At 62.4% G+C, this 22,327-nt stretch carries 19 protein-coding genes; 7 read left to right on the forward strand and 12 right to left on the reverse strand.

What is annotated here, in order from left to right:
- Positions 1-16 precede the first annotated feature (16 nt).
- The 7 genes from EEQ99_RS12725 to EEQ99_RS12760 all read right to left on the reverse strand — a co-directional run bounded on the left by EEQ99_RS12725 (position 17) and on the right by EEQ99_RS12760 (position 9,020).
- Entirely contained in the window at positions 17-355 is a 339-nt protein-coding gene (locus EEQ99_RS12725; protein ID WP_028756715.1) for an AtpZ/AtpI family protein, read from the reverse strand.
- A gap of 271 nt (positions 356-626) precedes the next feature.
- Positions 627-1,838, reverse strand: a complete 1,212-nt coding sequence (locus EEQ99_RS12730) for a cell wall hydrolase (RefSeq protein ID WP_127430542.1) — start codon at positions 1,836-1,838, stop codon at positions 627-629.
- 239 nt (positions 1,839-2,077) lie between these two features.
- Positions 2,078-3,976 carry a potassium transporter Kup gene (locus EEQ99_RS12735; RefSeq protein WP_047613836.1) on the reverse strand — a complete coding sequence of 633 codons (1,899 nt, stop codon included), beginning with the start codon at positions 3,974-3,976 and terminating at the stop codon, positions 2,078-2,080.
- An 18-nt stretch (positions 3,977-3,994) separates the two neighbouring features.
- Positions 3,995-4,972: a magnesium transporter CorA family protein gene (locus EEQ99_RS12740; protein WP_028756718.1), complete on the reverse strand. Its 978-nt coding sequence runs from the start codon at positions 4,970-4,972 to the stop codon at positions 3,995-3,997.
- Between the two features lie 454 nt (positions 4,973-5,426).
- On the reverse strand, positions 5,427-6,587 hold the full coding sequence (locus EEQ99_RS12750; RefSeq protein WP_127430543.1) for an Mrp/NBP35 family ATP-binding protein: 1,161 nt from the start codon (positions 6,585-6,587) through the stop codon (positions 5,427-5,429).
- 639 nt (positions 6,588-7,226) lie between these two features.
- Positions 7,227-7,961, reverse strand: coding sequence for a LuxR family transcriptional regulator (locus EEQ99_RS12755; protein WP_047613834.1), 735 nt, complete (start codon positions 7,959-7,961; stop codon positions 7,227-7,229).
- Positions 7,962-8,222: 261 nt separating this feature from the next.
- Positions 8,223-9,020 carry an IclR family transcriptional regulator gene (locus EEQ99_RS12760; protein ID WP_127430544.1) on the reverse strand — a complete coding sequence of 266 codons (798 nt, stop codon included), beginning with the start codon at positions 9,018-9,020 and terminating at the stop codon, positions 8,223-8,225.
- Positions 9,021-9,140: 120 nt separating this feature from the next.
- Between EEQ99_RS12760 and EEQ99_RS12765 the strand changes: the two genes are divergently transcribed.
- From EEQ99_RS12765 to EEQ99_RS12785, 5 genes are all read left to right on the forward strand, one after another.
- Positions 9,141-9,908 (forward strand): SDR family NAD(P)-dependent oxidoreductase, encoded by a 768-nt coding sequence (locus tag EEQ99_RS12765; RefSeq protein ID WP_174824453.1) that lies wholly within the window; start codon positions 9,141-9,143, stop codon positions 9,906-9,908.
- On the forward strand, positions 9,908-10,822 hold the full coding sequence (locus tag EEQ99_RS12770; protein ID WP_127430545.1) for a 2-dehydro-3-deoxygalactonokinase: 915 nt from the start codon (positions 9,908-9,910) through the stop codon (positions 10,820-10,822). The genes EEQ99_RS12765 and EEQ99_RS12770 overlap by 1 nt, the downstream gene beginning before the upstream one ends.
- Before the next feature lie 12 nt (positions 10,823-10,834).
- Positions 10,835-11,476, forward strand: coding sequence for a 2-dehydro-3-deoxy-6-phosphogalactonate aldolase (locus EEQ99_RS12775; RefSeq protein ID WP_047613830.1), 642 nt, complete (start codon positions 10,835-10,837; stop codon positions 11,474-11,476).
- Positions 11,473-12,360, forward strand: coding sequence for an SMP-30/gluconolactonase/LRE family protein (locus EEQ99_RS12780; protein ID WP_097542864.1), 888 nt, complete (start codon positions 11,473-11,475; stop codon positions 12,358-12,360). The genes EEQ99_RS12775 and EEQ99_RS12780 overlap by 4 nt, the downstream gene beginning before the upstream one ends.
- Before the next feature lie 222 nt (positions 12,361-12,582).
- Positions 12,583-13,200, forward strand: a complete 618-nt coding sequence (locus EEQ99_RS12785; RefSeq protein ID WP_127430546.1) for a PRC-barrel domain-containing protein — start codon at positions 12,583-12,585, stop codon at positions 13,198-13,200.
- A gap of 68 nt (positions 13,201-13,268) precedes the next feature.
- Here the strand turns inward: EEQ99_RS12785 and EEQ99_RS12790 are convergent, their stop codons facing one another.
- Positions 13,269-14,633, reverse strand: coding sequence for a putative bifunctional diguanylate cyclase/phosphodiesterase (locus EEQ99_RS12790; RefSeq protein WP_063476422.1), 1,365 nt, complete (start codon positions 14,631-14,633; stop codon positions 13,269-13,271).
- Positions 14,634-14,760: 127 nt separating this feature from the next.
- Positions 14,761-16,482, reverse strand: coding sequence for a response regulator (locus tag EEQ99_RS12795; protein ID WP_063476421.1), 1,722 nt, complete (start codon positions 16,480-16,482; stop codon positions 14,761-14,763).
- A 290-nt stretch (positions 16,483-16,772) separates the two neighbouring features.
- On the opposite strand from EEQ99_RS12795, the gene mutL reads away from it, so the two are divergent.
- Positions 16,773-18,575, forward strand: a complete 1,803-nt coding sequence (gene mutL / locus EEQ99_RS12800) for a DNA mismatch repair endonuclease MutL (RefSeq protein ID WP_127430547.1) — start codon at positions 16,773-16,775, stop codon at positions 18,573-18,575.
- Between the two features lie 172 nt (positions 18,576-18,747).
- A complete protein-coding gene (locus EEQ99_RS12805) occupies positions 18,748-18,978 on the forward strand; it encodes a DUF2093 domain-containing protein (RefSeq protein ID WP_003545832.1) in 231 nt (76 codons plus the stop codon).
- 13 nt (positions 18,979-18,991) lie between these two features.
- Here the strand turns inward: EEQ99_RS12805 and lpxK are convergent, their stop codons facing one another.
- From lpxK to waaA, 3 genes are all read right to left on the reverse strand, one after another.
- Positions 18,992-20,068: a tetraacyldisaccharide 4'-kinase gene (gene lpxK / locus EEQ99_RS12810; RefSeq protein ID WP_127430548.1), complete on the reverse strand. Its 1,077-nt coding sequence runs from the start codon at positions 20,066-20,068 to the stop codon at positions 18,992-18,994.
- A gap of 182 nt (positions 20,069-20,250) precedes the next feature.
- Complete coding sequence (locus EEQ99_RS12815; RefSeq protein WP_047613816.1) at positions 20,251-20,973, reverse strand: HAD family hydrolase; 723 nt, start codon at positions 20,971-20,973, stop codon at positions 20,251-20,253.
- A gap of 9 nt (positions 20,974-20,982) precedes the next feature.
- A complete protein-coding gene (waaA, locus tag EEQ99_RS12820) occupies positions 20,983-22,302 on the reverse strand; it encodes a lipid IV(A) 3-deoxy-D-manno-octulosonic acid transferase (RefSeq protein ID WP_047613814.1) in 1,320 nt (439 codons plus the stop codon).
- Between the last annotated feature and the right edge of the window lie 25 nt (positions 22,303-22,327).

Genomic DNA, 22,327 nt, shown 5'->3' on the forward strand with positions numbered 1-22,327 from the left:
GGACCGGAACCGGTCCTTATTTCTTGTCGCCCTTGTCGTCCAGGGGATGGGCCACCACCCCCGCAGAACGCAGCACGTTCAGAACGCCGGCACAAAATCCGAGAAGCAGAAGAACAATCAAACCCCAAGGCGCCGTGCCAACAAAACGGTCGAGGAGATAGCCAAGCAGAGCACCGACGACGATTGCGGAAATGAACTCGCTGGAAAGCTTCATCGCCTGGGCATAACCTTTGCGGCTTACCTCGGCGCGGGCTTCCCTAGCCTCGTCTTCTCCCGTCTCGACGCCCTTGGTCGCGAGTTTCGCTCCCAATTGCGCACGGCGCTTTTCAAGACTTTCCTCGCGGTCGTCCGCCATGGATCTCTCCTCGTCTGCCCGTCGCCCGCACTCCCGCTACCCCGGTCATTCGGACCCCGGACACGAAGGTTGAGACCCTTCCGGCCCGTTCTGAAGTCGCGCGCAACATAGTTTTAGGGATTGGTATAGTCAAGGCGTAGACAGCTTCTGTCCAGCGAGAAAATAAATTTGTCAAATCAAAGAGATAGGCCAATTTAAGGCCGATCGCTTAAATTCGATGGAAAGAATCCGCTTTAAAGCCCGGCAAATCGCCTTGCCCAGGCGATTTATCTCAGCTCCAGCCGCCGCCATAGGTGCGATAGAAGACGTGAAGACCGATGCGACCGACCTTTTCCATGGTCCTTGCCCATTTCGGCCTGACATAGACGGCATGGTAGTGCGTCGCCGAGCCCACTTGCGGCAGCCAGATCTTGCCTGCCGTCACCGCCATCGCCACATCGCGGGCGACTCGCCAATGATATTCCGAGTTCACCCTGTCCTTGATGGCGTCGCAGGCGAAGGAAAACTGGCAGCGGTTGCGCCAATCCTCGTTCTGATAGACGACGCCGCAGATGGTCTTGGGATAGGAAGGATTGCGGACGCGATTGAGGATGACCTGGGCGACGGCCGCCTGGCCCTTCACCGATTCCCCCCGCGCCTCGAAATAGATGCCGGAGGCAAGGCATTGCTGTTCGCGGGCGGAAAAGACGCTCGGCGCCAGCACGCTTGCGGCCCAGGCATGATCGCGCGGGCCAATCTCCGGAACGAAGCGGCCGCTATCCTGCTCGGTCAGGATGGAATCGAACGGCGACTGGCGGGAATAGTCGGGTGCCGGCGGTGCATAGGCGGTGGCGAGCACATCGGCCTTGTTGCTGGTGACGAGGCTTGCGAGCATTGCCGGCACGCCATTGTCGGTCACGACAGGCTGCTTCTTATAGAAAGAAGTGGCGATCTCGATTTCCTTGCCCTGGATTTTCGGCTTGACGAAGGCCGACCTGTCCTTGAGGTCGAAGCTCGGGGTGAAGAGCATCTTGGTGCGCTCGAGAATGGAGCCGGCGGAAAAGTCCTTCGGCGGCTGCATCTTCTCGACGGCAACGACACGGCCCTTCTTGGTGGAGCGGTTGACGCGATCTTCGTCCGGCGTGTCCTCGTGACCCTTGTCTTTGGCGGTAAAGGCGACCTTGCGACCATCGGGCAGCACCATGCCGGCGCCGGCGGAAATCGAACCGGTCACCATCGGCTCGGCGAAAGCGAGTTCGGCCTGGTGGATCGAGCCGGCCGGCGAATTGGTCAGCACCATGCGCCAGTTCTCGCCTTGATGATCGAGGCCGGCCAGCATGGCGGCGAGATCGGCATGGGATGCGACGCTCGGGAAAATCAGCCAGCCGGCAAGACCGAAGATGACCGGAGACACCCAGTTCTCGGGAAAAAGACGCAGCTTGCTACGGGAAGGGCTCTTTCGACGCAACACGAACTCCGGGCATGGAACGCGGGAACATTCCATTAAAAATCCCGCATTAACCTTGACGTCCGGTTAACGGACCGTGCCGGAATGTGACTGTGAGCACGTTTGGATGTTCTAATGCGTTGGAAAAGTCCCCTCCCCGCAGGGGCGGGGGACTAGCCGACCACGATCGCTTTGCCCGCGATCATCTCGTCGTTTGCCGAGCTGGAGTTTTGGGAGATGCGGAGCAACAGGTTAAGCCCCTCCCCCCTCGTGGGGCGGGGTCTTTGCCCCCCGTGTCAAATAATGACGTGCGAGCCCAGTTCCACCACGCGGTTGGCCGGCAGGCGGAAGTAGTCCGAGGGGTTGGCGGCGGCATTGGCGAGCGCGATGTAGAGCCGGTCCTGCCAGTAGGGCATGCCCGACTTGGCGTCCGGCACCAGCTTGCGGCGGCCGAGATAGAAGGAGGTCGACATGATGTCGAACTTCAGCCCGGTCTTGCGCAGCGTCGCCAAGGCCTGCGAGACGTTCTGCGATTCCATGAAGCCGAAGAGCAGTTCGACGCGGGAGAAGCGCGGAGAAATCTGCTCGACCTTATAGCGGTCCTGGCTCGGCACACGCGGCTTGTTGACCGTGCGGATCGTCAGGATGACGTTGCGGTCGTGAAGCACATGATTGTGCTTGAGATTGTGCAGCAGGGCGGCGGGGGCTGATTCCGGATCGCTGGTCAGGAAGATCGCGGTGCCCGGCACCTGGGCCGGCGAATGTTCGCTCTTGCGCTCGATCGAGCTGACGAAGGAGGCAAGCGGGATATCGGTGTGGCGGGTCTTTTCCATCAGGATCGCGGTGCCGCGGCGCCAGGTCCACATGACGACGGTAAAGGCGGTGGCGATCATGATCGGGATGTAGCCGCCGTCATGGATCTTCAAGAGGTTGGCGCCGAGGAAGATCAATTCGAGCACGACCAGCGGCGCGAGCGCGATCACCGCAACCGGCAGCGACCAGTTCCAGCGGGCGCGGACGAATTCGAAGGCCATGATCGAGGTCACGACCATGGCGCCGGTAACGGAGATGCCGTAGGCGGTCGCCAGCGCGTCCGACGTCTTGAAACTCAGGACCAGGAAGATGACGCCGATGAACAGCACGGCATTGACCGAAGGCACGAAGATCTGCCCGGTATTGGTTTCCGAGGTGAAGAGAATTTCCATGCGCGGCAGAAAGCCGAGGTTGATGCCCTGGCGCACCATCGAGAAAGCGCCTGTGATGACCGCCTGGCTGGCGATGATCGTCGCGGCGGTCGCCAGGATGACGACCGGCAACAGCGCCCATTTCGGGTACATCAGGTAGAAGGGATCGGACATCGTCGCCGGATTGCCGAGGACGAGCGCGCCCTGCCCGAGATAATTCAGCGTCAGCGCCGGGAAGACCAGCAGGAACCAGGCCCACTGGATCGGGCGGCGGCCGAAATGGCCGAGATCGGCATAGAGCGCCTCGGCGCCCGTCACCGTCAGGAAGACGGCGCCGAGCACGACGACGCCGTAGAAGCCTTCATGCAGCAGGAAGCTGACCGCATAATAAGGATTGAAGGCGGCAAGAATGCCGTAATCATCCGAGATATGGGAAATGCCGGCGGCAGCCATGACGAGGAACCAGACGGCGGTAATCGGCCCGAAGAACCTCGCAACGGCGCCGGTGCCGCGCGATTGCACGACGAAGAGCAGCGCCAGGATCACCACCGAGATCGGCACGATATATTCCGCAAGGCTGGGGGTGACGAGCTTCAGACCCTCGACGGCCGACAGCACGGATAGAGCCGGCGTGATCATCGCATCGCCGAGGAAGAGGGCAGCCCCCATCAGGCCGAGCAGCATCAGGATGGCGGTATGGCCGTTGGCGGTCTTCATCAGAAGGGCGAGCAGCGACAGCGTGCCGCCCTCGCCGTCATTGTCGGCGCGCAGCAGGAAGAGCACATATTTGATGGTGACGATGATCGTCAGCGCCCAGATCATCAGCGAAATCAGGCTGATGACCTCGAAACGGGTGACGCCGTCATGGGCCACCGGCTTCAGCGCCTCACGAAAGGCATAGAGCGGACTGGTGCCGATATCGCCGTAGACGACGCCGACGGAACCCAGCGCCAGATAGAACAGCTTTCGCGGCGTCATATGGGATTCGTTCGGATGGCTCTCTTCGGACATGAAGTTGCAACAGGCTCCTCAGAGCCAGCCTTTCCAGCGGAAAAAGAAAAAGGGGATGACGGCTGAGATCACCATCAGGGCCAGCGAATAGGGATAACCCGCGACCCAGGTCAGCTCCGGCATGACCTGAAAATTCATGCCATAGATGGAGGCGACCAATGTCGGCGGCAAGAACACCACCGAGGCAATCGAGAAAATCTTGATGATCGAGTTCTGCTCGATGTTGATCAGCCCGAGCGAGGCGTCGAGCAGGAAAGTGATGTTGGCGGCGACGAAGGAAGCATGCTCCGACAGCGACTGGATATCGCGCGAAACGGTGCGGCAGAGCTCCTTTGTCTCGCGATCCTGCTGGATTGCCGGGATCGTGTGAAAGAAGGTCAGCAGGCGGGACAGCGAACCGAGGCTGTCGCGCACCTTGCTGATCATCCGGTGATGGCCGGCGATATCCCTGAGCTTCTCCTCGAGATAGTTCGAAGGTTTGCGCACCTTCCTTGCCCGATCACCGAAGACATGCATCGACAGGATGTCGATGCGCGAGACGGAGATCTCGAGGATCTCGGCGGTGCGGTCGACGATCGTCTCCAGCAGCTTGGCGAGAAGGGCAGCGCCACTGCGCCAGTTTTCCGGCAGCCGGTGAAGGGCGGCAATGAACAGCGCAAAGGATTTGGGATGGGCATAACGGATGGTGACCAGGCGGTTTCCGGCCAGGATGAAGGCGACATCGGTCAGCGTCGGCGCGTCGGTATCAGCCTTCCAGAGCAGCGAAGCGGTCATGAAGACGGCGTCGTTTTCGACATAGAGCCGGGCGGAAGGCTCGATATCCTTGAGATCATCGCGGGTCGGGACCTCGATGCCGAGAATCTTCTCGACATAGAGCTCCTCGTCGCGGGTCGGCTCGATCATGTCGATCCACACGACATCCTCGGGAAAGGATGCGGCATGCGACAGATCGCGGATCTCGACCGACCTGCAATTGGAACAGTAAGCGGTGATCACCGGCAGCCTCTCCGATGCTCACGGCGCTTCGCGGCCAATGCACTTTTCATCGAAAGCCTTTCCATGCGATCGCCAGCGCGGCAGCGCGACGGTCGCTTGTCCTCGGTCGAAGCGGAAGCGGATCAAGAAAGTTCATACGACTCCGGCTGCATCCGACCTCAAAGGCCGGCATGCGCATTGTGCTCCACCGCATCGCAGTTACCAATCCTTCGATCGACAAGACAACTCCGAACTCGCAGGCGGGCCACATCCTTCGGAATGAAGACGGCCGTCATTGAGCATCTGCAGCAAACGCCATCATGGCGCCGCGGCATATGAAGCAAAGCCATGAAATAATCAAGACATCTTCCGTGAAGCGCGGCTTTTCACCACGTTTCACCCACAATTTGGGGTATTCGCGACGGTGATTCGGCACCCGAAAGCGCATCGCATCGAATTTAAATCATGCAATGCATTATTCGAAGACGATCGCCGGCGCCGGGCGCTGCGGCTGGCCGCCGAGCTGCTCCCAGACCTTGGCGGCGATGCCGCGATAGATGCCGGCGACGACGCCGTTCGGCTCGGAGGCGACGAGCGGCGTGCCGGCGTCGGAGGTCTCGCGGATGTTCATCGTCAACGGCACTTCACCGAGGAAGGGCACGCCGATACGTTCGGCCTCCTTGCGGGCGCCGCCATGGCCGAAGATGTCGTAGCGGGTGCCGGTGTCCGGGGCGATAAAATAGCTCATATTCTCGACGATGCCGAGCACCGGCACTTCGACCTTGCGGAACATGTTGAGGCCCTTGCGGGCATCGATCAGCGCGAGATCCTGCGGCGTCGAGACGATGACGGCGCCGGCAAGCGGCACCTGCTGGGCCATGGTCAGCTGCGCGTCGCCGGTGCCGGGCGGCATGTCGACGACGAGCACGTCGAGCTCACCCCAGGCGACTTCACGCAGCATCTGCAGCAGCGCCGACTGGACCATCGGCCCGCGCCAGATCATCGCCGTCTCCTCGTCGACGAGGAAGCCCATCGACATGACCTTGAGGCCATAATTCTCCATGGGATTGATGATGCGGCCGTCGATCTGTGTCGGGCGGCCGGATATCTTCAAGAGCCGCGGCATCGAGGGACCATAGATGTCGGCATCGAGAATGCCGACGCGAAGACCGTTGGCCAGCAGCCCGAGCGCCAGGTTGACGGCGGTGGTCGACTTGCCGACCCCACCCTTGCCCGAGGCGACGGCGATGATGGCGCCGATGCCCGGCACACCGATCTTGCCGGCGCGCGGCAGCTGTTGCGGCGCATGCGCATGGTGATCGTGGCCGGCATGACCGTGCGGCGGGTTGGGCGCAGGGCGGGCAGCGGGAGCAGCAGTGGCGGCCTTCTTGTCCGCGGTCAGGGCGACGAGGGCGCCCTTGACGCCGGGCATTTCCTTGATGACGCGCTCGGCGGCGAGCCGCATCGGCTCCAGCTCCTGGGCGCGATCGGCCGGAACGGTGATGGAGAAATAAACCTTGCCGTCGGAGATGAAGACGTCGGAGACCATGCCGAGCTCGACAATATCGTGCTCGAGATCCGGTCCGCGCACGGTCTTCAGCGTTTCGAGAACCTGTTCCTTGGTGACGTCGGTCATTCCACCCTCATTGCTGCTTCTTGCAGACGGCAGCGCCGCGCGTCTTTCAAGACGCGCAAGGAACGCTGTCGCACTTTGAATTGCATGACGTCAGCCTAAATCCATGCCGATTTAAGGCTGACATCATGCAGTAGAGATAGTGGAGACGGAGGCCTTCGCCAAACAAAATCATCGGCAGGACAATCGATGGCCGACGCGCCCAAAGGGGCGGGAGAATTGTCAATCCGTTGCGGCCATCAAGTCCGCCGGGCTTTCGCCCTGATGGCCGCAACGGTCTCCCCGAGAACCGGCGCAATGCGGGGCGAACTAGAGCAAGCCGGAAAAAAGGCCAGCAAAAAATGCCGAAGACAGGCCAGGTCACCAGCAGCTGCGAAAGAAGCGGTGCCAAAACGCAACAACCGCCGCCGACACCGAAGGGCCGGGAGAAAGCGGCATCGGCGTCGGGCAGCGGTGTGTCGGCCGCGCCATTTCCTGGCGCTGGCTCAGTCCCCTCTGGACCTTTGACAAAAGAGAAGCAGAAAGCGTGCCAGATGAAAAATCGGCGAAAAACAGCGCCAAAGCGCCTGCGGCAGGCACTCAGCGGGATAGATATGCCTAAGCGCTGGGCGGCTGCGAAAGCACGCGGTTGTTTTTTGCAACTTATTTGATCAGGCCGATGCGCAGCGCCTTGGCGACCGCCTGGGTGCGATTAACTGTGTCGAGCTTCTTGGTGGCGCGGTTGAGGTAGTGATTGACCGTGTGCTCGGACAGCGTGAGGATTTCGGCGATTTCGGCGCTGGTCTTGCCGGCCGCCGTCCAGTTGAGGCAATCGATCTCGCGGTCGGTCAGCGTGTCGGTGATGCGCGTATCGAGGTTGCGGATCTCGGCGAGCCTGTCGAAGACATGGATGGCGATATAGCAGAGTTCGCGCATCTCGGCCGGGCTGAAGGGTTCGCGGTCGCCGGCGAAAGAGACGGCGCCGCGCAGGCCGGAGGGCTCATGCGTCGGAAAATAGGCGCCGCGCATCATCTTGAAACGCTCGAACAGGGAGACGACGAGGATGGACTTGCCGTCGTCCCGCGACCAGTTCTGGCGCGACATGTCGTAGAAGAAGGGTCGCGCCGATGTTCTCAAGCGCCTCAGAACCGGGCTGTTCACCATCAGGCCTTCCTGGTCGTAAAGCGCCAGAAGCTCGGCCGGCCAACTGGTGATGACCGTGCTGCCCTGAAGATCGAAGGAAGTGACGGGCGGCAGGTTGAGAACCATGAAGGCCCGGCTGCGATAGGCTTCGGTCACACGCTTCATGAAACGGAAAATATCGAACTGGGTCTTCAGTCCGGCTATTTCCTGAACATGATCGTCTTCTTCCGGGGATGCTTGCGACAAGGGTGCCATCACATTTCTTCATCTTCGGCACAGCGGCCGGCAAACCGTTTGCGAAACCTGCCCGCCATGGGTGTTTCGATTGCATAGGGAATGATGATCGCCTGGGATCACATGGGATCGGCTTTGGCGTTTAGCGTTCGGCCGTTGAATGGTTGTAGATTTCGCTGACCGTTCTAGTTGTGGTGATTCGCCAGCAAATCTCAATATCGCGCTCACCATAAGCATGCTCTGCGATCGCGTCCAGCGGCGGGCGGACTGCGATTTTTTCCGTCAGCGGCGCGGCCCCAGACGGACGCGCATGCCTTCCATGATCCTCCCAGCTGCCAGCTGAACCGGAACGGCCCATTGGCGCAGAAGTTCCATCGACAGGCGATAGGCCGGGCCGGTGATCGAAACGCCCCCAATAAAAGTCCGATCCTCCGACCAGACGGGTGCGGCAACGCAACGGATGCCGGCCTCGTGCTCCTCACGGTCGAAGGCAAAGCCCTGATCGGCAATTTCGCGGATTTCTTCCAGCAGCGTTTCGGCCGAGACATGGGTCGATGCGGTAAAGCTGGTGAAGCTCAGGCCGGCGATGAGATCGCCGAGGCTCTCGGCCGGCAGCAGCGACAGGGCCGCCTTGCCGACGCCGGTGCAGTAACAGGGCGAGGCATTGCCGATCTGCGAATACATGCGCACCGGCTGCCTGCCTTCGACCTTGTCGAGATAGATGATCGACTGGCCTCTCAGAACACCGAGATGCACCGTCTCGCCGGTCGCCTGCTGCAGATCGGCGAGGTGCGGCTCGGCAATCAGGCGAAATTCGTTGCGCGCCCAGCTGCGCGCGGCGAAATCGAGCAGGCGCAGGCCCGGCGCATAACGGCCGTCGCCATCGAGTTCGAGCAGGCCTTCCTCCACCAGGTGACTCAGCTGGCGATGCAGCGTGCCACGCGGCTGGCCGGCAAGAGCCAGGATATCGGTGAAACGCAGCGGCGCATCGGCATGGGTGACGAGATCGAGCAGAACCATCAGTTTGCCGAGCGTGCCGGTTTCGCGTGACTGTGCTGGCCCGTCGCCGTTTGAATTCATCGCCTCACTCACCCTTGACAGAAAGGCCAGTGTAATTCGATAATTCCATATAGTCAAATTAAGTTCCAAATAATGGAATAGCGATAAGATCGGGAGGCGCCGCTGACGATGACAGTGACCATGATGCCAACAGCACAATTTCCCGAGTTCAAGGACCGAGCCGTGCTCGTGACCGGCGGCGGATCGGGCATCGGCGCTGCGATCGTCGAAGGTTTCGCGCGCCAGGGCGCCAAGGTGTCGTTCATCGATATCGCCGAGACCGCAGGCCGCGAGCTCGCCGAAAGGCTGTCGCGCGAGACGGCGCATCCGGTTTCCTTTCACCATGCCGACCTGCGCGACATCGAGGCGATCCGACGCACGGTCGATACCGTCGTTGCGCGGTCCGGACCGATCCGCGTGCTGGTCAACAATGCCGCCTGGGACGACCGCCATGAATTCGACGCGGTGACCGAAGCCTATTGGGACAACAACCAGGCGGTCAACCTCAGGCATGTGTTCTTTACCTCGCAGGCAGTCGTGCCGTCGATGCGGACGGCCGGCGGCGGGGCGATCATCAATATGTCGTCGATCGCCTTCAAGCTGAACATGGGCGGCTTTCCCGCCTATGCGGCGGCGAAGGCTGCGGTCGTCGGGCTGACGAAGAGCATGGCGGGCAGGCTCGGGCCGGAGAATATCCGCGTCAACTGCATCCTGCCCGGCATGGTCGTCACCGAGCGGCAGATGCAGCTCTGGCTGACCGAGGAGAGCATTGCGAGTTCGGTCGAGGACCAGTGCCTGAAAGTCGCCCTCAAGCCCGATGCGATCGTCGGTCCCTGCCTGTTTCTTGCATCCGACTGCGCGGCGGCGATGACCGCCCAGTCCCTGATTGTCGATGGAGGCGTTCTGTAATGGCAAATCCCGCTTATGTCGCGGTGGACTGGGGCACCAGCAGCTTCCGGCTCTGGCTGATCGACCGGGACGGCACCGTCCGTGCCGAACGCCGCAGCGGCGAAGGTATGACGAGCGCCGCAAAGACCGGCTTTTCCACCGTGCTTGCCAGCCATCTCGCTGCCATCGAAGCGCCGGAAAACCTGCCGGTGATCGTCTGCGGCATGGCCGGCGCCAGGCAAGGCTGGGTCGAGGCCGGTTATATCGACGTGCCGGCGCCGCTCGCCGCGATCCTCACCGGGGCGGTCTCCGTGCCCGGCGAAAGCCGCGACATCCGCATCCTGCCGGGCCTTGCCCAGCGGGATATCGCCACACCCGACGTCATGCGCGGCGAGGAAACCCAGCTGCTCGGCGCGCTCGGCCGCGCAAGCTCCGGAGCGCAGGCGGTCTGCATGCCCGGCACGCATTCGAAATGGGTGCATGTGACGGACGGCAAAGTTACCGGCTTTTCGACCTTCATGACCGGCGAGCTTTTCGACGTCATCAGCAAACACACGATCCTGTCGCATGCGGTTGCGGGGGCGGAAGAGCAGCCGGCGGATGCGGCGGCCTTCGAGGCGGCGGTCTCGGCGGCTTTCGCGCGCCCGGCCCTTGCCTCCAACCTGCTGTTCACGGCCCGCTCGGGCCAGCTCCTGCACGGCATTTCAGCCGCTGCCGCGCAAGCCCGGCTTTCCGGCACGCTGATCGGCCTCGAAATCGCCGGGGCACTGCAGGATGCGGCCAACTCAGACATCACCCTCGTTGCCTCCGGGCGCCTGCAGGCGCTCTATGAACAGGCTTTCAAAACCCTCTCCCTTGCCTTCACCGCCATCGACGCCGACGCCGCCGTGCGCCGCGGGCTTTCGGCTGCCGCCGAAGCCATCTGGCCGAATTAGAAAGCTGACACAATGACCCGTATCCCCTTCCCCGACATGAAGCGTCCGCTGATCGCCATCCTTCGCGGCATCAGGCCTGAAGAGACCGAAAGCGTCGTCGGCGCCTTGATCGAAAACGGCCTGACGGCGATCGAGATCCCACTCAACTCGCCCGAACCGTTCAAATCCATCGAGATCGCCGCGAAGATGGCGCCGGCACACGTGCTGATCGGCGCCGGCACTGTGCTGACGGTCGAGGCGGTCGACAGCCTGCATGCTGCCGGCGGCAAGCTGCTTGTCACGCCGAATGTCGAGCCTGAGGTAATCATCCGGGCGCGCGGATACGGCATGGTGACGATGCCGGGTGTCTTTACCCCGACCGAGGCGCTGGCGGCAGCACGCGCCGGCGCCACCGGTCTCAAATTCTTTCCGGCAAGCGTGCTTGGTCCTTCCGGCATCACGGCGATCCGGGCCATCCTGCCGCCGGAACTCACGATTGCCGCCGTCGGCGGCGTATCGGACAAGAACTTCGGCGATTATACCAAGGCCGGCATCTTCGCCTTCGGCCTCGGCACCAGCATCTACAAACCCGGAATGACCGCGTCAGAGGTTGCCGAGCGCGCCAAGGCGACCATTTACGCCTATGATGCAGCCATTGGGAGCGTGAGCGTATGACCGATATTTATGAGTTCGAGGGCAAAACCCTTTGCAACACCAATTCCGTCCTCGGCGAAGGCCCGACCTATGATCCGGACAGCAATACCGTCTGGTGGTTCAACATCCTGGGCAAGGAACTGCATGAGCTCAATCTTTCGACAGGCGCGAAAAAGGTGCATCCGCTGCCTGTGATGGCGAGCGTACTTGCCCGCATCGACGCCGGACGGCAGCTGATCGCGACGGAGGAAGGGCTTTTCGTGCGCGACGTGGCCAGCGGCAACCTCACCTTCTACGCCGCGCTCGAAAACGACAGGCCGGAAAACCGTTCGAACGACGGCCGCACCCATCCTTCCGGTGCACTCTGGATCGGCACGATGAGCAAGCGGGCGGAAAACCAGGCCGGCGCCATCTATCATGTCGCCAGCGGCAAGGTGACGAAGATCTTCAACGGCATCAGCATCCCGAATTCAATCTGCTTCTCGCCGGACGGCACGGTCGGCTATTATACGGATTCCCGCATCAACCGGCTGATGCGGGTCATGGTCGATCCGCAGACCGGCCTGCCCTCGGGCGAACCGATCGTGCTCGTCGACAGCATGAACGAGCCCGGCGACATCGACGGCTCGGTGGTCGATGCCGATGGTTATATCTGGAATGCACGCTGGGGTGCGGGGGTCGTCGACCGCTACAATCCCGATGGCCTGCGCATCTCCCGCTACAAGGTTCCTGCCGTCCAGCCCTCCTGCCCCGCCTTCATCGGCGTCAATGCCGACCGGCTGGCGGTCACCACCGCCTGGGAAGGGCTGGATGAAAATGCCCGTTCGGCCCAGCCGAGCGCCGGCGCGCTTCTGGAACTCGGCATCGAGGTCAAAGGCGCGTTCGATCCGGTCTATGTGATCTGAATCCGGCTTTGCCAACGACCTCCAGAGGCGCTCCCGACCGGGGCGCCTTTTCTCGTTTTTGCAGCAGTTCTTCGATAAATGTTCCGTGAGAATCGAGAAATTTTCCGTGTTTTCAACCGGAACCAATCGGCCCACCAGTCATTTTCCCTTCGAACCGGCGCGGCAATCACACAGATATTGCCGGGTCAGCGATCACTCTAGGGAACTGAAGGTAGGTTCGAAATGACACGCAAACTCTTGACGACCGTTGCCGCTGGCGCGCTGTTTGCCACGGCTTTCGCACCGGCGGCATTCTCACAGACGGCCGCGCAGCCGGCGGATCCCGCCGCTCCGACCCAAGCGGCGCCTGCCGATCCGGCAGCCCCGAAGCCGCCGATCACTCCTGACGTCACCAAGCCCGCAGGCGATGCCGCACAGGCTCCCGCCCCGGCCGCGACGACAGACACGGCTCAGGCCGGCTATATCACCGAACAGGCTCCTGATCAGATCAGCGCCAATACTTATATCGGCCAGTCGGTCTATAACGGCAACAATGAAAGTATCGGCAGCGTCAACGACCTGATCATGAAGAAGGATGGCGGCTTGGTTGCCGCGATCGTTGGCGTCGGCGGCTTCCTCGGTATCGGCGAAAAGAACGTCGCCGTGCCGATGGACAAGATCACCGTCGCCCAGAACACCCAGGACGGCAGCGTCAAACTGACGACAAGCGAAACGGCTGAATCGCTGAAGGCCGCACCTGAGTTCAAGACGCTGGCCATGCAGTCGGCTGAAAAGGCACCGGCCACCGGTACCGCCCTGCCGACCGACGCCACGTCAACAGGCTCGACCACGGCCAAGTAGACCGGGGTCAAGTAAACCACGCGCGGTAGTATAGCGTAGGCGATGGCGCTCCTAGGGGCGCCATCGCTTTATGCGCTGACCCGCTCCACCATGGTCGGATCGTAATAGTTCTCGTGCAGGAAGCGCAGCGTGGCGATACCGTCGGCCGGACGGCCGAAGTGATAGCCCTGGCCCATGCCGCAGCCGAGCGTGCGCAGCTTAACCGCCTCGGCATAATCCTCGATCCCTTCCGCCACGACCTCCAGCTCCAGACCCTCGCACATGGTCAGGATCGCCTTGATGATATGTTCGGAGGCGCGGTCGGAATTGATGCGTGAGACGAAGGCCCGGTCGATCTTGATCTTGTCGAAGATGAAGTCGCGCAGGCGCCCGAGGCTCGACTGGCCGGTGCCGAAATCGTCGAGAGAGATGCGCACGCCGGCGGCGCGCAGATCGGCGATGATGCGATGGGCGGTATCGGCCGAGCTCATCACCGCGGTCTCGGTGATCTCCAGCTCCAGGCGATGGGGATCGAAGCCGACGCGGCCGAGGATCGACAGGATGCTGCCGCTGGTGCCCGGATCCATCAGCTGAGCCGAGGAGAGATTGAACGACAGGAAGAGGTCGCGTGGCCAGGAAAGGGCGGCTTCGGCGGCTTTGCGCAGCAGTGCTTCCGACAGCGCGTCGATGAAGCCGCGCTCTTCGGCGAGCGGCACGAAGACGCCGGGCGGGACGAAGCCGAGATCGGGATCGTTCCAGCGGGCGAGCGCCTCGAAACCGACGACCTGGTTGTTGGACAGCGAGACGATCGGCTGGAAATGCACATCGATCGCATCGGAGATGATGGCGTTTCTGAGCGCCTGCTCCAGCTGCGTCGCGCGCTTCATCTCCTGGGCGATCTCGCGCGAGTAGACGGTGATCTGGCCGCGACCGCGGCGCTTGGAACGGTAGAGGGCGGTTTCGGCGCTCTTCAGCAGTTCATCGCAATCCTCTCCGGCGAAGGGATAGATGGAGAAGCCGAGGGAAGCGGAGAGACGGACGTTGCGGTCACCGAGGTCATAGGGAGCCGACAGAACCTCGCGGATCATCTGACCGAATTTCTCGGCACTCGCCCGCTCGAAAATCAGCGGCAGCACGAAAGCGAATTCGTCACCATCATGACGGGTGACCAATGCACCATCGGGAATACAAGCCTTGAGGCGGTGGGCGACCTGGCAAAGGATTTCATCGCCGGCTGCCGAGCCGAAGAGATCGTTGATCGGTTTGAAACTGTCGAGATTGGCGATGCCGATGGTGAAGGGGGCCGGGTCGCTGGCACGCTCGGAAGAGATCTGCAAGACCTTGTCGCGCATGCGATTGCGGTTTCCCAATCCGGTCAGCGGATCGGTATAGGCCATCGCCTGAAGCTCGTTCTGACCGACGGTCAAGAAGGCTATGTCCGCCGATTTTATCATCCAAACCCGAGCTTTCCTCCGGAGCCATGCAAAGAATGACCGGCATGTCTTAACAATTCGATAGTAAATCATCGGCTTCTGCCGCCTGAACCGCCCCAAAATTTAGGGAATTGACGGGGCTCTCCGCCTAGCCTCGCGCCCGCACGGCCTCATCCATCAGGTACTTCTGAAATACGGTCTCCAGCATGTCGGGGCTGACGGGTTTCATGATGACGTCGTCCATGCCTGATTTGACGCATTCGGCGCGGTCGCGCTCGAAGGCCTGGGTGAGCACGCCGATGATCGGGGTGCGGGCTCCGCCACCGGTTTCCTCCATCTGCCGGATGAGACGCGCTGCCTCGAAGCCGTTGAAGCCCGGCAGGGAAATATCCATCAGTACGATCTGCGGCCGGTGTTCGGCCCACATCCGCACGACCTCGTCGCCGGTCGCCGCGATCATATGGCTGTAGCCCAGGCCTTCGAGGATCTGCGAAAAAACGATCTGGTTGATATCATTGTCCTCGGCCACGAGAACCTGCAGGCCGACCACGTCGTCGGAGATGCTGATTTCCCAATCCGTATCCGAACCGGCAGCACTGCGGCTGTTGCGATTGAAATGGCGGGCGATCTGGAAGGTGAGCTCGTTGGCGATCTGGAAACCGTCCATGACCAGCGCCGGGATGCCGTATTGCTCGGCGAGTTCGAGGCAGCGCATGCCCATCTGATTGTCGATGATCAGGAGATCGAGCGAGATGCCGGAGGAGGTGGCGATTTCCAGGAAGCGCTCCTCTTCGTCCTCGCCGCGGACCGAGCAGGATTCGAAGCCGTATTTCGACAGGGTCCGCAGCGCGGCGGTCTCGGCGGCGAGGTCGGCCGTGACGACGAGGACCTTGCGGCCCGAGAAATTCTCCGGAACGATCGCTTCCATTGCCGCCGGTTCGCGGCGCTCGACGGCGCTCGGCACCGGCACATAGGCCCGGCGATAGCTTTGATTGCTTGACGTGGTGATCGCCGAGGCCCGGCCGAACTCGTCGAGATCGGCGCCGTCGCGCGGCAGGTCCTGCGTGGTCGACACCAGGAAATAGCGGCCGGGCTTGCCGATACGGTGCTTGCGGCTGACGATGTCGCGCTCGATGCCGTCGCGGGAGATCTGTCGTTGGCGCGAGACCGACATTTCGCCGGTCTCCAGCACATGACGATCGCTTTCCTCAAAGCGCTTGGCGATCTCCGGTGAGAAGAGATCGCCACTCTTGCGCCCGAGCACCTCGTCGGCGGTCGTCTGATATTTTTCGCAGAAGGCGAGATTGACGGCCACATAGGTGAGATTGCGGTCCTTGACGAAGAGCGGGAACGGCAGATTGTCGAGAATGTCCTCGGTCAGCTGTACGCGCTCCAGATCCGAACGCCATTGCTCCTCGCGCTTCTTGTCCTCGGAAATGTCGGAGATGATGGTAACGCCGTAACCGCCCGGCAGCCTGCGCTTGACGAAGCGGACCCAGCTGTCGGCGCCATGGCGCTCGACGGATTCGAAGCGCTCGCGCCAATGCGAGGCGATTTTCTGCGACAGCCAGTCCTCGCGGCTGAGCGAGCCGCCCTGCTTCGCAGCATATTGCTGACGAATGCCGGTGTCATACATCGCCCCGAGGAAATCGCGAAGCCGGGTGCCCGGCTTCAGCATCTCCGGCGGTAGCGGGAAGAACTCCAGCGTCTGGCGGCTTGCAAAGATCAGATGGTCGTTTTTGTCGTAGATGATGAAAGCTGCGGAAAGGCTGTCGCACACCACATCGAATAGCGCCGTCTGCAGATCGGCCTCGACGGAGGTCCCATCGATTTCTGATGATGTGTCCGCCTTTTCGAAGCCGGCACTCATGCTATTGCGTCCCACATCTGTTCGATTTCGCAGCTTCCGGAGGTATATGAATAGAAATGCCATTTTTATGTTAAAACCGGCTTAACAATACAGCGCCGCGCGTCTTTTCCAGCCGCGCAGAGGACGCTGTAACACTTTGAACTGCTGCATAATTTCATCCTTAGATCGGTTCCGATTTGAGGATGAAATCATGCAGCGGCGCCCCCGATCTTGAGGGAGGCCCCGATCAAGCCTAGGGAAAGCTTGCGCCAACCCCTTCCCTCCAGCCCGCGAATCCCCGAAAATAGCCCATGGCCATCAGACAGCTCTCCGAAACGCTCATCAACCAGATTGCCGCCGGCGAAGTCATCGAACGGCCGGCGAGCGCTGCCAAGGAACTGATCGAAAACGCGCTCGACGCGGGCGCGACCCGCATCGAGATCGCCACATCAGGCGGCGGCAAGGCGCTGCTGCGCGTCAGCGACAACGGCTCGGGCATGGACGCGGCCGATCTGGAACTGGCGGTCAGGCGCCACTGCACCTCGAAGATATCGGAGACGCTCGAGGACATCCGCACACTCGGCTTCCGCGGCGAGGCGCTGCCCTCGATCGGCTCTGTCGCCAAGCTTAGCATCGCCAGCCGCAGGCGCGACAGCGCCGGCGGCCACGAGATCGCTGTCGCCGGCGGCAAAATCGCGCATATCAGGCCGGCCGCCGCCAATCCCGGCACGATCGTCGAAGTGCGCGACCTGTTCTTCGCCACACCGGCCCGGCTCAAATTCCTGAAGACGGAGAAGGCCGAGGCCGGCGCCATCACCGAGATCGTCAAGCGCATGGCGATCGCCTTTCCCGCCGTACGCTTCGTGCTGTCGGGCTCGGACCGCACGACGCTGGAATTTCCGGCGACCGGCGACGATCACCTGGCGCGCATGGCGCAGGTGCTCGGCAAGGAATTCCGCGACAACGCCATTGCGCTCGACGCCGTGCGCGAGGAGATTTCGCTCACCGGTTTTGCCGGCGTGCCGACCTTCAATCGCGGCAATTCCGCCCATCAGTACGCCTTCGTCAATGGTCGACCGGTGCAGGATAAGCTGATCCTCTCGGCGATCCGCGGCGCCTATGCAGAGACGATCCCTTCCGGACGCCATCCGGTGGCGGTGCTGTCGATCACACTCGATCCCGCTCTTGTCGACGTCAACGTGCATCCGGCAAAATCCGACGTGCGGTTCCGCGACCCGGGTCTGGTGCGCGGCCTGATCGTCGGCGCCATCCGTGAGGCCTTGGCCCGCGACGGCAGTCGGGCGGCAACGACCGGGGCGAGCGACATGCTGCGCTCCTTCCGCCCCGGCTTCCAGCCGCAGGCGCAGCGGCCGCAGGCGCCATGGTCGGCCGAGACCTCGCCCTTCCGGCCTTATCAGCCGGCAACGGGTCTCAGCGAACGGCCGCAGGCGTCCTTCGACGGGCTGTCGATGCCGACGGCGCGGGCCGAGCCGCAGTTTTCGCCGCAGCCGGCTGCCCCCGAAGCAACCGCGCGCTATCCGCTCGGCGCGGCGCGGGCGCAGATCCACGCAAATTACATCGTCGCCCAGACCGAGGACGGGCTGGTGATCGTCGACCAGCATGCCGCGCACGAGCGGCTGGTCTTCGAGGCGATGCGCAAGGCGCTGCATTCGAAGCGGCTCGCTTCGCAGGTGCTGCTCATCCCCGAGATCATCGACATTCCGGAAGAGGATTGCGACCGGCTGATGCAGCATGCGGCGGAGCTTTCCGAACTCGGCCTGGCGATCGAGCGTTTCGGCCCCGGGGCGATCGCCGTGCGCGAGACGCCGGCGATGCTCGGCGAGGTCGATGCGCATGGCCTGATCCGCCAGCTTGCCGATGAGATCGCCGAATGGGATACGGCGTCGGGCCTGTCGGCCAAGCTCGAATATGTGGCGGCGACCATGGCCTGCCACGGATCGGTGCGCTCCGGACGGCGGCTGCGGCCGGAGGAAATGAACGCGCTGCTGCGGGAAATGGAAGTGACGCCCGGCTCCGGCCAGTGCAATCACGGCCGGCCGACCTATATCGAATTGAAGCTCAGCGATATCGAGCGGCTTTTCGGCAGAAGCTAAAAAAGCTGGAAAAGCAGCCCTTTCGAGAGTATGGCAGACTAAAGCGTGTCGCGAATCTTTCAGATTCGCTTGCCTCGCTTTAGATCTTTGGTGTTCCGCATGTCGTGATCGCAAAACCGCGGCACACTTTTGCGCGACATGCTCTAATGACAGACTGCAGGGAACGGAGCGCATGAATTTGTTCGAAGGGCACGGAAACCGCGAGGCGAAGATCCGGTATCTCGATGGCGATTTCCAGATTCTCTCGCCCGGCTCCTATGTCGTCTGCGCGATGACGGGGAAACAGATCCCGCTCGACGAGTTGCGCTACTGGAGCGTCGCCCGGCAGGAGCCCTATGCCGACGTGATCTCGGCCATCGATGCCGACAAACGCGCCGGCGTGCTGCCGAACCAACGGCGTTAAGCCCTCTATCACTTTAAAACTGCGGCTCAGCTTTTCCTGGATTGCCCTGGCTGGCAGGCTTCATTTCCCGCAGGCGCCGCTCGCGACAGGCGATGATCGCCCGGTCGATGATGAGACTGGGCGCGAGGTGATCGTCGAACACCATGTCGATCTCGATCACCCGGCTCTTTTCGGCGAGCCGTGCTGCCTTGCCAGGATGGCCGGAGAGGCGGACGAAATCCTTGGAGGTGGTGACGATCAGAAGGCCCTGGTGCTCGGCGGTCGTCAGGATGTCGTCGATCTCTTCCTCGGTCAGGTGCTCGTGGTCGCCGAAGGATTTGGCGACCGTGATTTCGGCGCCGCGTGATTCCACTGTGCGGAAGAATTTCGAAGGATCAGCGATGCCGGCGAAGGCGAGCACCTTCGTGCCGGCGAGCGTATTGTCGCCCCGCACTTTCAGCGATGCGGTGAAATAGGGCTTTGCCGCCCGCGCCGCCATGCGGACGATCCTGTCGGCCGCATTGCCTCCGCCGACCTTCAGCAGCGCCGTCGCATGACGCAGCTGCTGGCGGATCGGCGCTCGCACAGGGCCGCCCGGCACGATATGGCCGTTGCCGAGGCCGCGGGTCGCATCGATGACGAGCAGGGCATAGTCGATCGCCAGCCGGGCGCTCTGGAACCCGTCATCCATGATGATGAGTTCGGCGCCCTCCGCCACCAGGCGCGCAGCACCCTCGACACGCCTTCGGGAAATCACCGTCAGCGCCTCCTGGGCAAGCAGCAACGGCTCGTCGCCGACGGCAACCGCCCGGTGATGATCAGGATCGACGACGGTGGTTACATCGAGCGAACCGCCGTAACCCCTGCTGAGAAAACCGGGCTTCAGCCCCTTCGCCTTGGCGGCACGGGCGATCGTCAGCGCCGTCGGCGTCTTGCCGGCGCCGCCGACGGTGAAATTGCCGACGCAGATGACCGGAACCGGAACGGAGGCGCGGCGCGCATGGGCCATGCGGTGGCCGGCGATGCGGCCATAGAGAAAAGAAAGCGGCAGCAGCAGCCAGGCTCGCCAATCGGCTTTCCTCCACCAGAACGGCGGCGCTTCGGATATCATCTTGCCGTCCCGCTCCCCTGCCGGCCTTGTTCTCACGCCATTCCTGGGAAAGTCGCTGCGCGCTTTTCCCGGCAAAACCGCTGTGCACTTTTGCTGGAATTGCTCCAGCCGCAGCCGGTCCCCTGCTTTTCGATCGGCTGGATTGAGAAGCCAAAACCTGAAAAAATGCAAGCCCTTACCGGTCAGGCCGGCTGCAGGTCCGGCAAAAGCGTCTCGATGGCGGTGATATCGTCGAGCACGTGATGGGCGGCGGCGGCAAGCGAATCCCGCGAACCGGTGCCGGTCAGCACCGCGATCCTCAGCCCCGTCCCGGCATTCAGGCCCATGTGCAGATCGTGATTGTTGTCGCCGACCATGGCGACCTCTTCAGGCGAAAGACCGGTCGCGGCGCAGAAGCCGAGCACCATGCCCGGCTCCGGCTTGACGCCGAAACCGCTGTCATAGCCGGCGACGTAGTCGATATAGCGGGCAAAACCGAAGCGCTCCGCCGTCTGGCGGATTGACCGCTCATTGTCGCTGGAGGCGACGCCGAGCTTGAAGCCGCGCCGATGCAGCCGGGAAAAGAAGCCGGCAAGGTCGGTTACCGGCACGGAAAATTCGGCGGCGCTGGAAAAGAGCGCGTCGAGGCGCACCGTCAGTTCGCCGACATCGACCATCGAGCCGGCGGCAACGAGGCCCTCGGCGATCTGGCGGGTATTGCCGGCGGCAAGCAGGCTGTCGGGAACGATATGACCGGTCACCGGATCCATGCCGCAGGCGGCAAGCAGCCGGTCGGCGAGAAGCGGATCCCCTTCGGCGGCGATGCGAGCCAGCTCGCGGTTTACCGGCAGCCAGCTCTCGTCATAGTCGAGCAGCGTGCCGTCCTTGTCGAAAAGAATGCCTTTGATGGGGGCGGCTGCCGACATCTTCGTTCCTCAGAGCTGGGCCACGGCCTTGGGCAGCAGCCGCGCCTTCACCGTCAACGGGTTGATATAGGGCTCCAGCCCCTTCACTGTCGCCGTCAGCGCACCGCGCATCTCGTGCACGGCGGTGATGCCGGCCTCGATCATATTGCGGCGGGCTTCGTCGTTGATCAGCAGGTAGTGCACGCCCTTGGCCAGCATTTCGGTATCGCGCACCATGCGGGCGCTGCCGCTGCGGGCAAGCTTCTGATAGGCATCGCGGAAGTTCTGCACATGGCCGCCGGAAAGAATGGCGCAGCCGAGCATGGCAGGCTCCAGCGGATTCTGGCCGCCTTCGGCAAAGAGCGAGCGGCCGACGAAAGCGATTTCCGTCAGTCGCAAATAGAGGCCCATTTCGCCGATCGTATCGCCGAGGAAGATATCGACATCGGCGGACAAGACGTCGTCGCGGGTGCGGCGGGCGACCTTCAGCCCCTGCTTGACCAGAGCCGCCTCGATCTCGTCGCTGCGCTCGGGATGACGCGGCACGATGATCGTCAATTGATGATCACGCTCCTTGAGCGCCCGATGAACGATGGCGGCGGCATTCTCCTCGCCGTCGAAGGTCGAGATCGCCGCCCATGTCTTGCGGTCGCCGATCTGCTTCTTATAGCGGGCCAGGACGGCGCTGTCATAAGGCGGTGCGTCGGTATCGACCTTCAGATTGCCCGAGGTGATGACCGGGACAGCGCCGAGATCGCGAAAACGTTCGGCATCGACATCCGACTGGGCAATGACGAGGGCAAGATTCTCGAACAAGGCTTCGGCGATCGCCGGGCGGCGGCGCCAGCGGGCAAAGGAGCGATCCGACATGCGGGCATTGATCAGGATCTGCGGAATGCGGCGGCGGCCAAGCTCCAGCACTGTTGCCGGCCAGATCTCGGATTCGGCGATGATGGCGCAGTCGGGCTGCCAATAATCGAGGAAGCGGCTGACGGAGGGTTTCAGGTCGAGCGGCACATATTGATGGATCGCCTCCTGGCCGAGGCGCTCGGCGGCGAGCTTGGCGGAGGTGATGGTGCCGGTCGTCAGGATGACGTGGATATCGCGGCGGCGGATTTCACGGATCAGCGGGATGACGGCGTTGGTTTCCCCGACACTTGCGGCATGGAACCAGACGAGCGGACCCTGCGGCCGGTTGGCGCTCGGATAACCGAAGCGCTCCAGGCGGCGCGCCCGGTCTTCCTTACCCTTGGCGGTGCGGTAGGTGATATAGAGGCCGACGACCGGAGAGGCCACGGTTCCCGCCAGACGGTATGCGCTCAGACCGAACCGCGCCATCCGGGAGCTCATTGCGCCAGCCTCCGATCAAAACCGA

This window comes from Rhizobium anhuiense (genome assembly GCF_003985145.1).
Lineage (GTDB): Bacteria > Pseudomonadota > Alphaproteobacteria > Rhizobiales > Rhizobiaceae > Rhizobium > Rhizobium anhuiense.

Excerpts from the sequence above, each read along its gene's own strand:
- EEQ99_RS12725 (WP_028756715.1), bottom strand. The coding sequence starts at position 355 with ATGGCGGACGACCGCGAGGAAAGTCTTGAAAAGCGCCGTGCGCAATTG.
- EEQ99_RS12730 (WP_127430542.1), bottom strand. The coding sequence starts at position 1,838 with ATGGAATGTTCCCGCGTTCCATGCCCGGAGTTCGTGTTGCGTCGAAAG.
- EEQ99_RS12735 (WP_047613836.1), bottom strand. The coding sequence starts at position 3,976 with ATGTCCGAAGAGAGCCATCCGAACGAATCCCATATGACGCCGCGAAAG.
- EEQ99_RS12750 (WP_127430543.1), bottom strand. The coding sequence starts at position 6,587 with ATGACCGACGTCACCAAGGAACAGGTTCTCGAAACGCTGAAGACCGTG.
- EEQ99_RS12755 (WP_047613834.1), bottom strand. The coding sequence starts at position 7,961 with ATGGCACCCTTGTCGCAAGCATCCCCGGAAGAAGACGATCATGTTCAG.
- EEQ99_RS12760 (WP_127430544.1), bottom strand. The coding sequence starts at position 9,020 with ATGAATTCAAACGGCGACGGGCCAGCACAGTCACGCGAAACCGGCACG.
- EEQ99_RS12765 (WP_174824453.1), top strand. The coding sequence starts at position 9,141 with ATGATGCCAACAGCACAATTTCCCGAGTTCAAGGACCGAGCCGTGCTC.
- EEQ99_RS12770 (WP_127430545.1), top strand. The coding sequence starts at position 9,908 with ATGGCAAATCCCGCTTATGTCGCGGTGGACTGGGGCACCAGCAGCTTC.
- EEQ99_RS12775 (WP_047613830.1), top strand. The coding sequence starts at position 10,835 with ATGACCCGTATCCCCTTCCCCGACATGAAGCGTCCGCTGATCGCCATC.
- EEQ99_RS12780 (WP_097542864.1), top strand. The coding sequence starts at position 11,473 with ATGACCGATATTTATGAGTTCGAGGGCAAAACCCTTTGCAACACCAAT.
- EEQ99_RS12785 (WP_127430546.1), top strand. The coding sequence starts at position 12,583 with ATGACACGCAAACTCTTGACGACCGTTGCCGCTGGCGCGCTGTTTGCC.
- EEQ99_RS12790 (WP_063476422.1), bottom strand. The coding sequence starts at position 14,633 with ATGATAAAATCGGCGGACATAGCCTTCTTGACCGTCGGTCAGAACGAG.
- EEQ99_RS12795 (WP_063476421.1), bottom strand. The coding sequence starts at position 16,482 with ATGAGTGCCGGCTTCGAAAAGGCGGACACATCATCAGAAATCGATGGG.
- mutL (WP_127430547.1), top strand. The coding sequence starts at position 16,773 with ATGGCCATCAGACAGCTCTCCGAAACGCTCATCAACCAGATTGCCGCC.
- EEQ99_RS12805 (WP_003545832.1), top strand. The coding sequence starts at position 18,748 with ATGAATTTGTTCGAAGGGCACGGAAACCGCGAGGCGAAGATCCGGTAT.
- lpxK (WP_127430548.1), bottom strand. The coding sequence starts at position 20,068 with ATGATATCCGAAGCGCCGCCGTTCTGGTGGAGGAAAGCCGATTGGCGA.
- EEQ99_RS12815 (WP_047613816.1), bottom strand. The coding sequence starts at position 20,973 with ATGTCGGCAGCCGCCCCCATCAAAGGCATTCTTTTCGACAAGGACGGC.
- waaA (WP_047613814.1), bottom strand. The coding sequence starts at position 22,302 with ATGAGCTCCCGGATGGCGCGGTTCGGTCTGAGCGCATACCGTCTGGCG.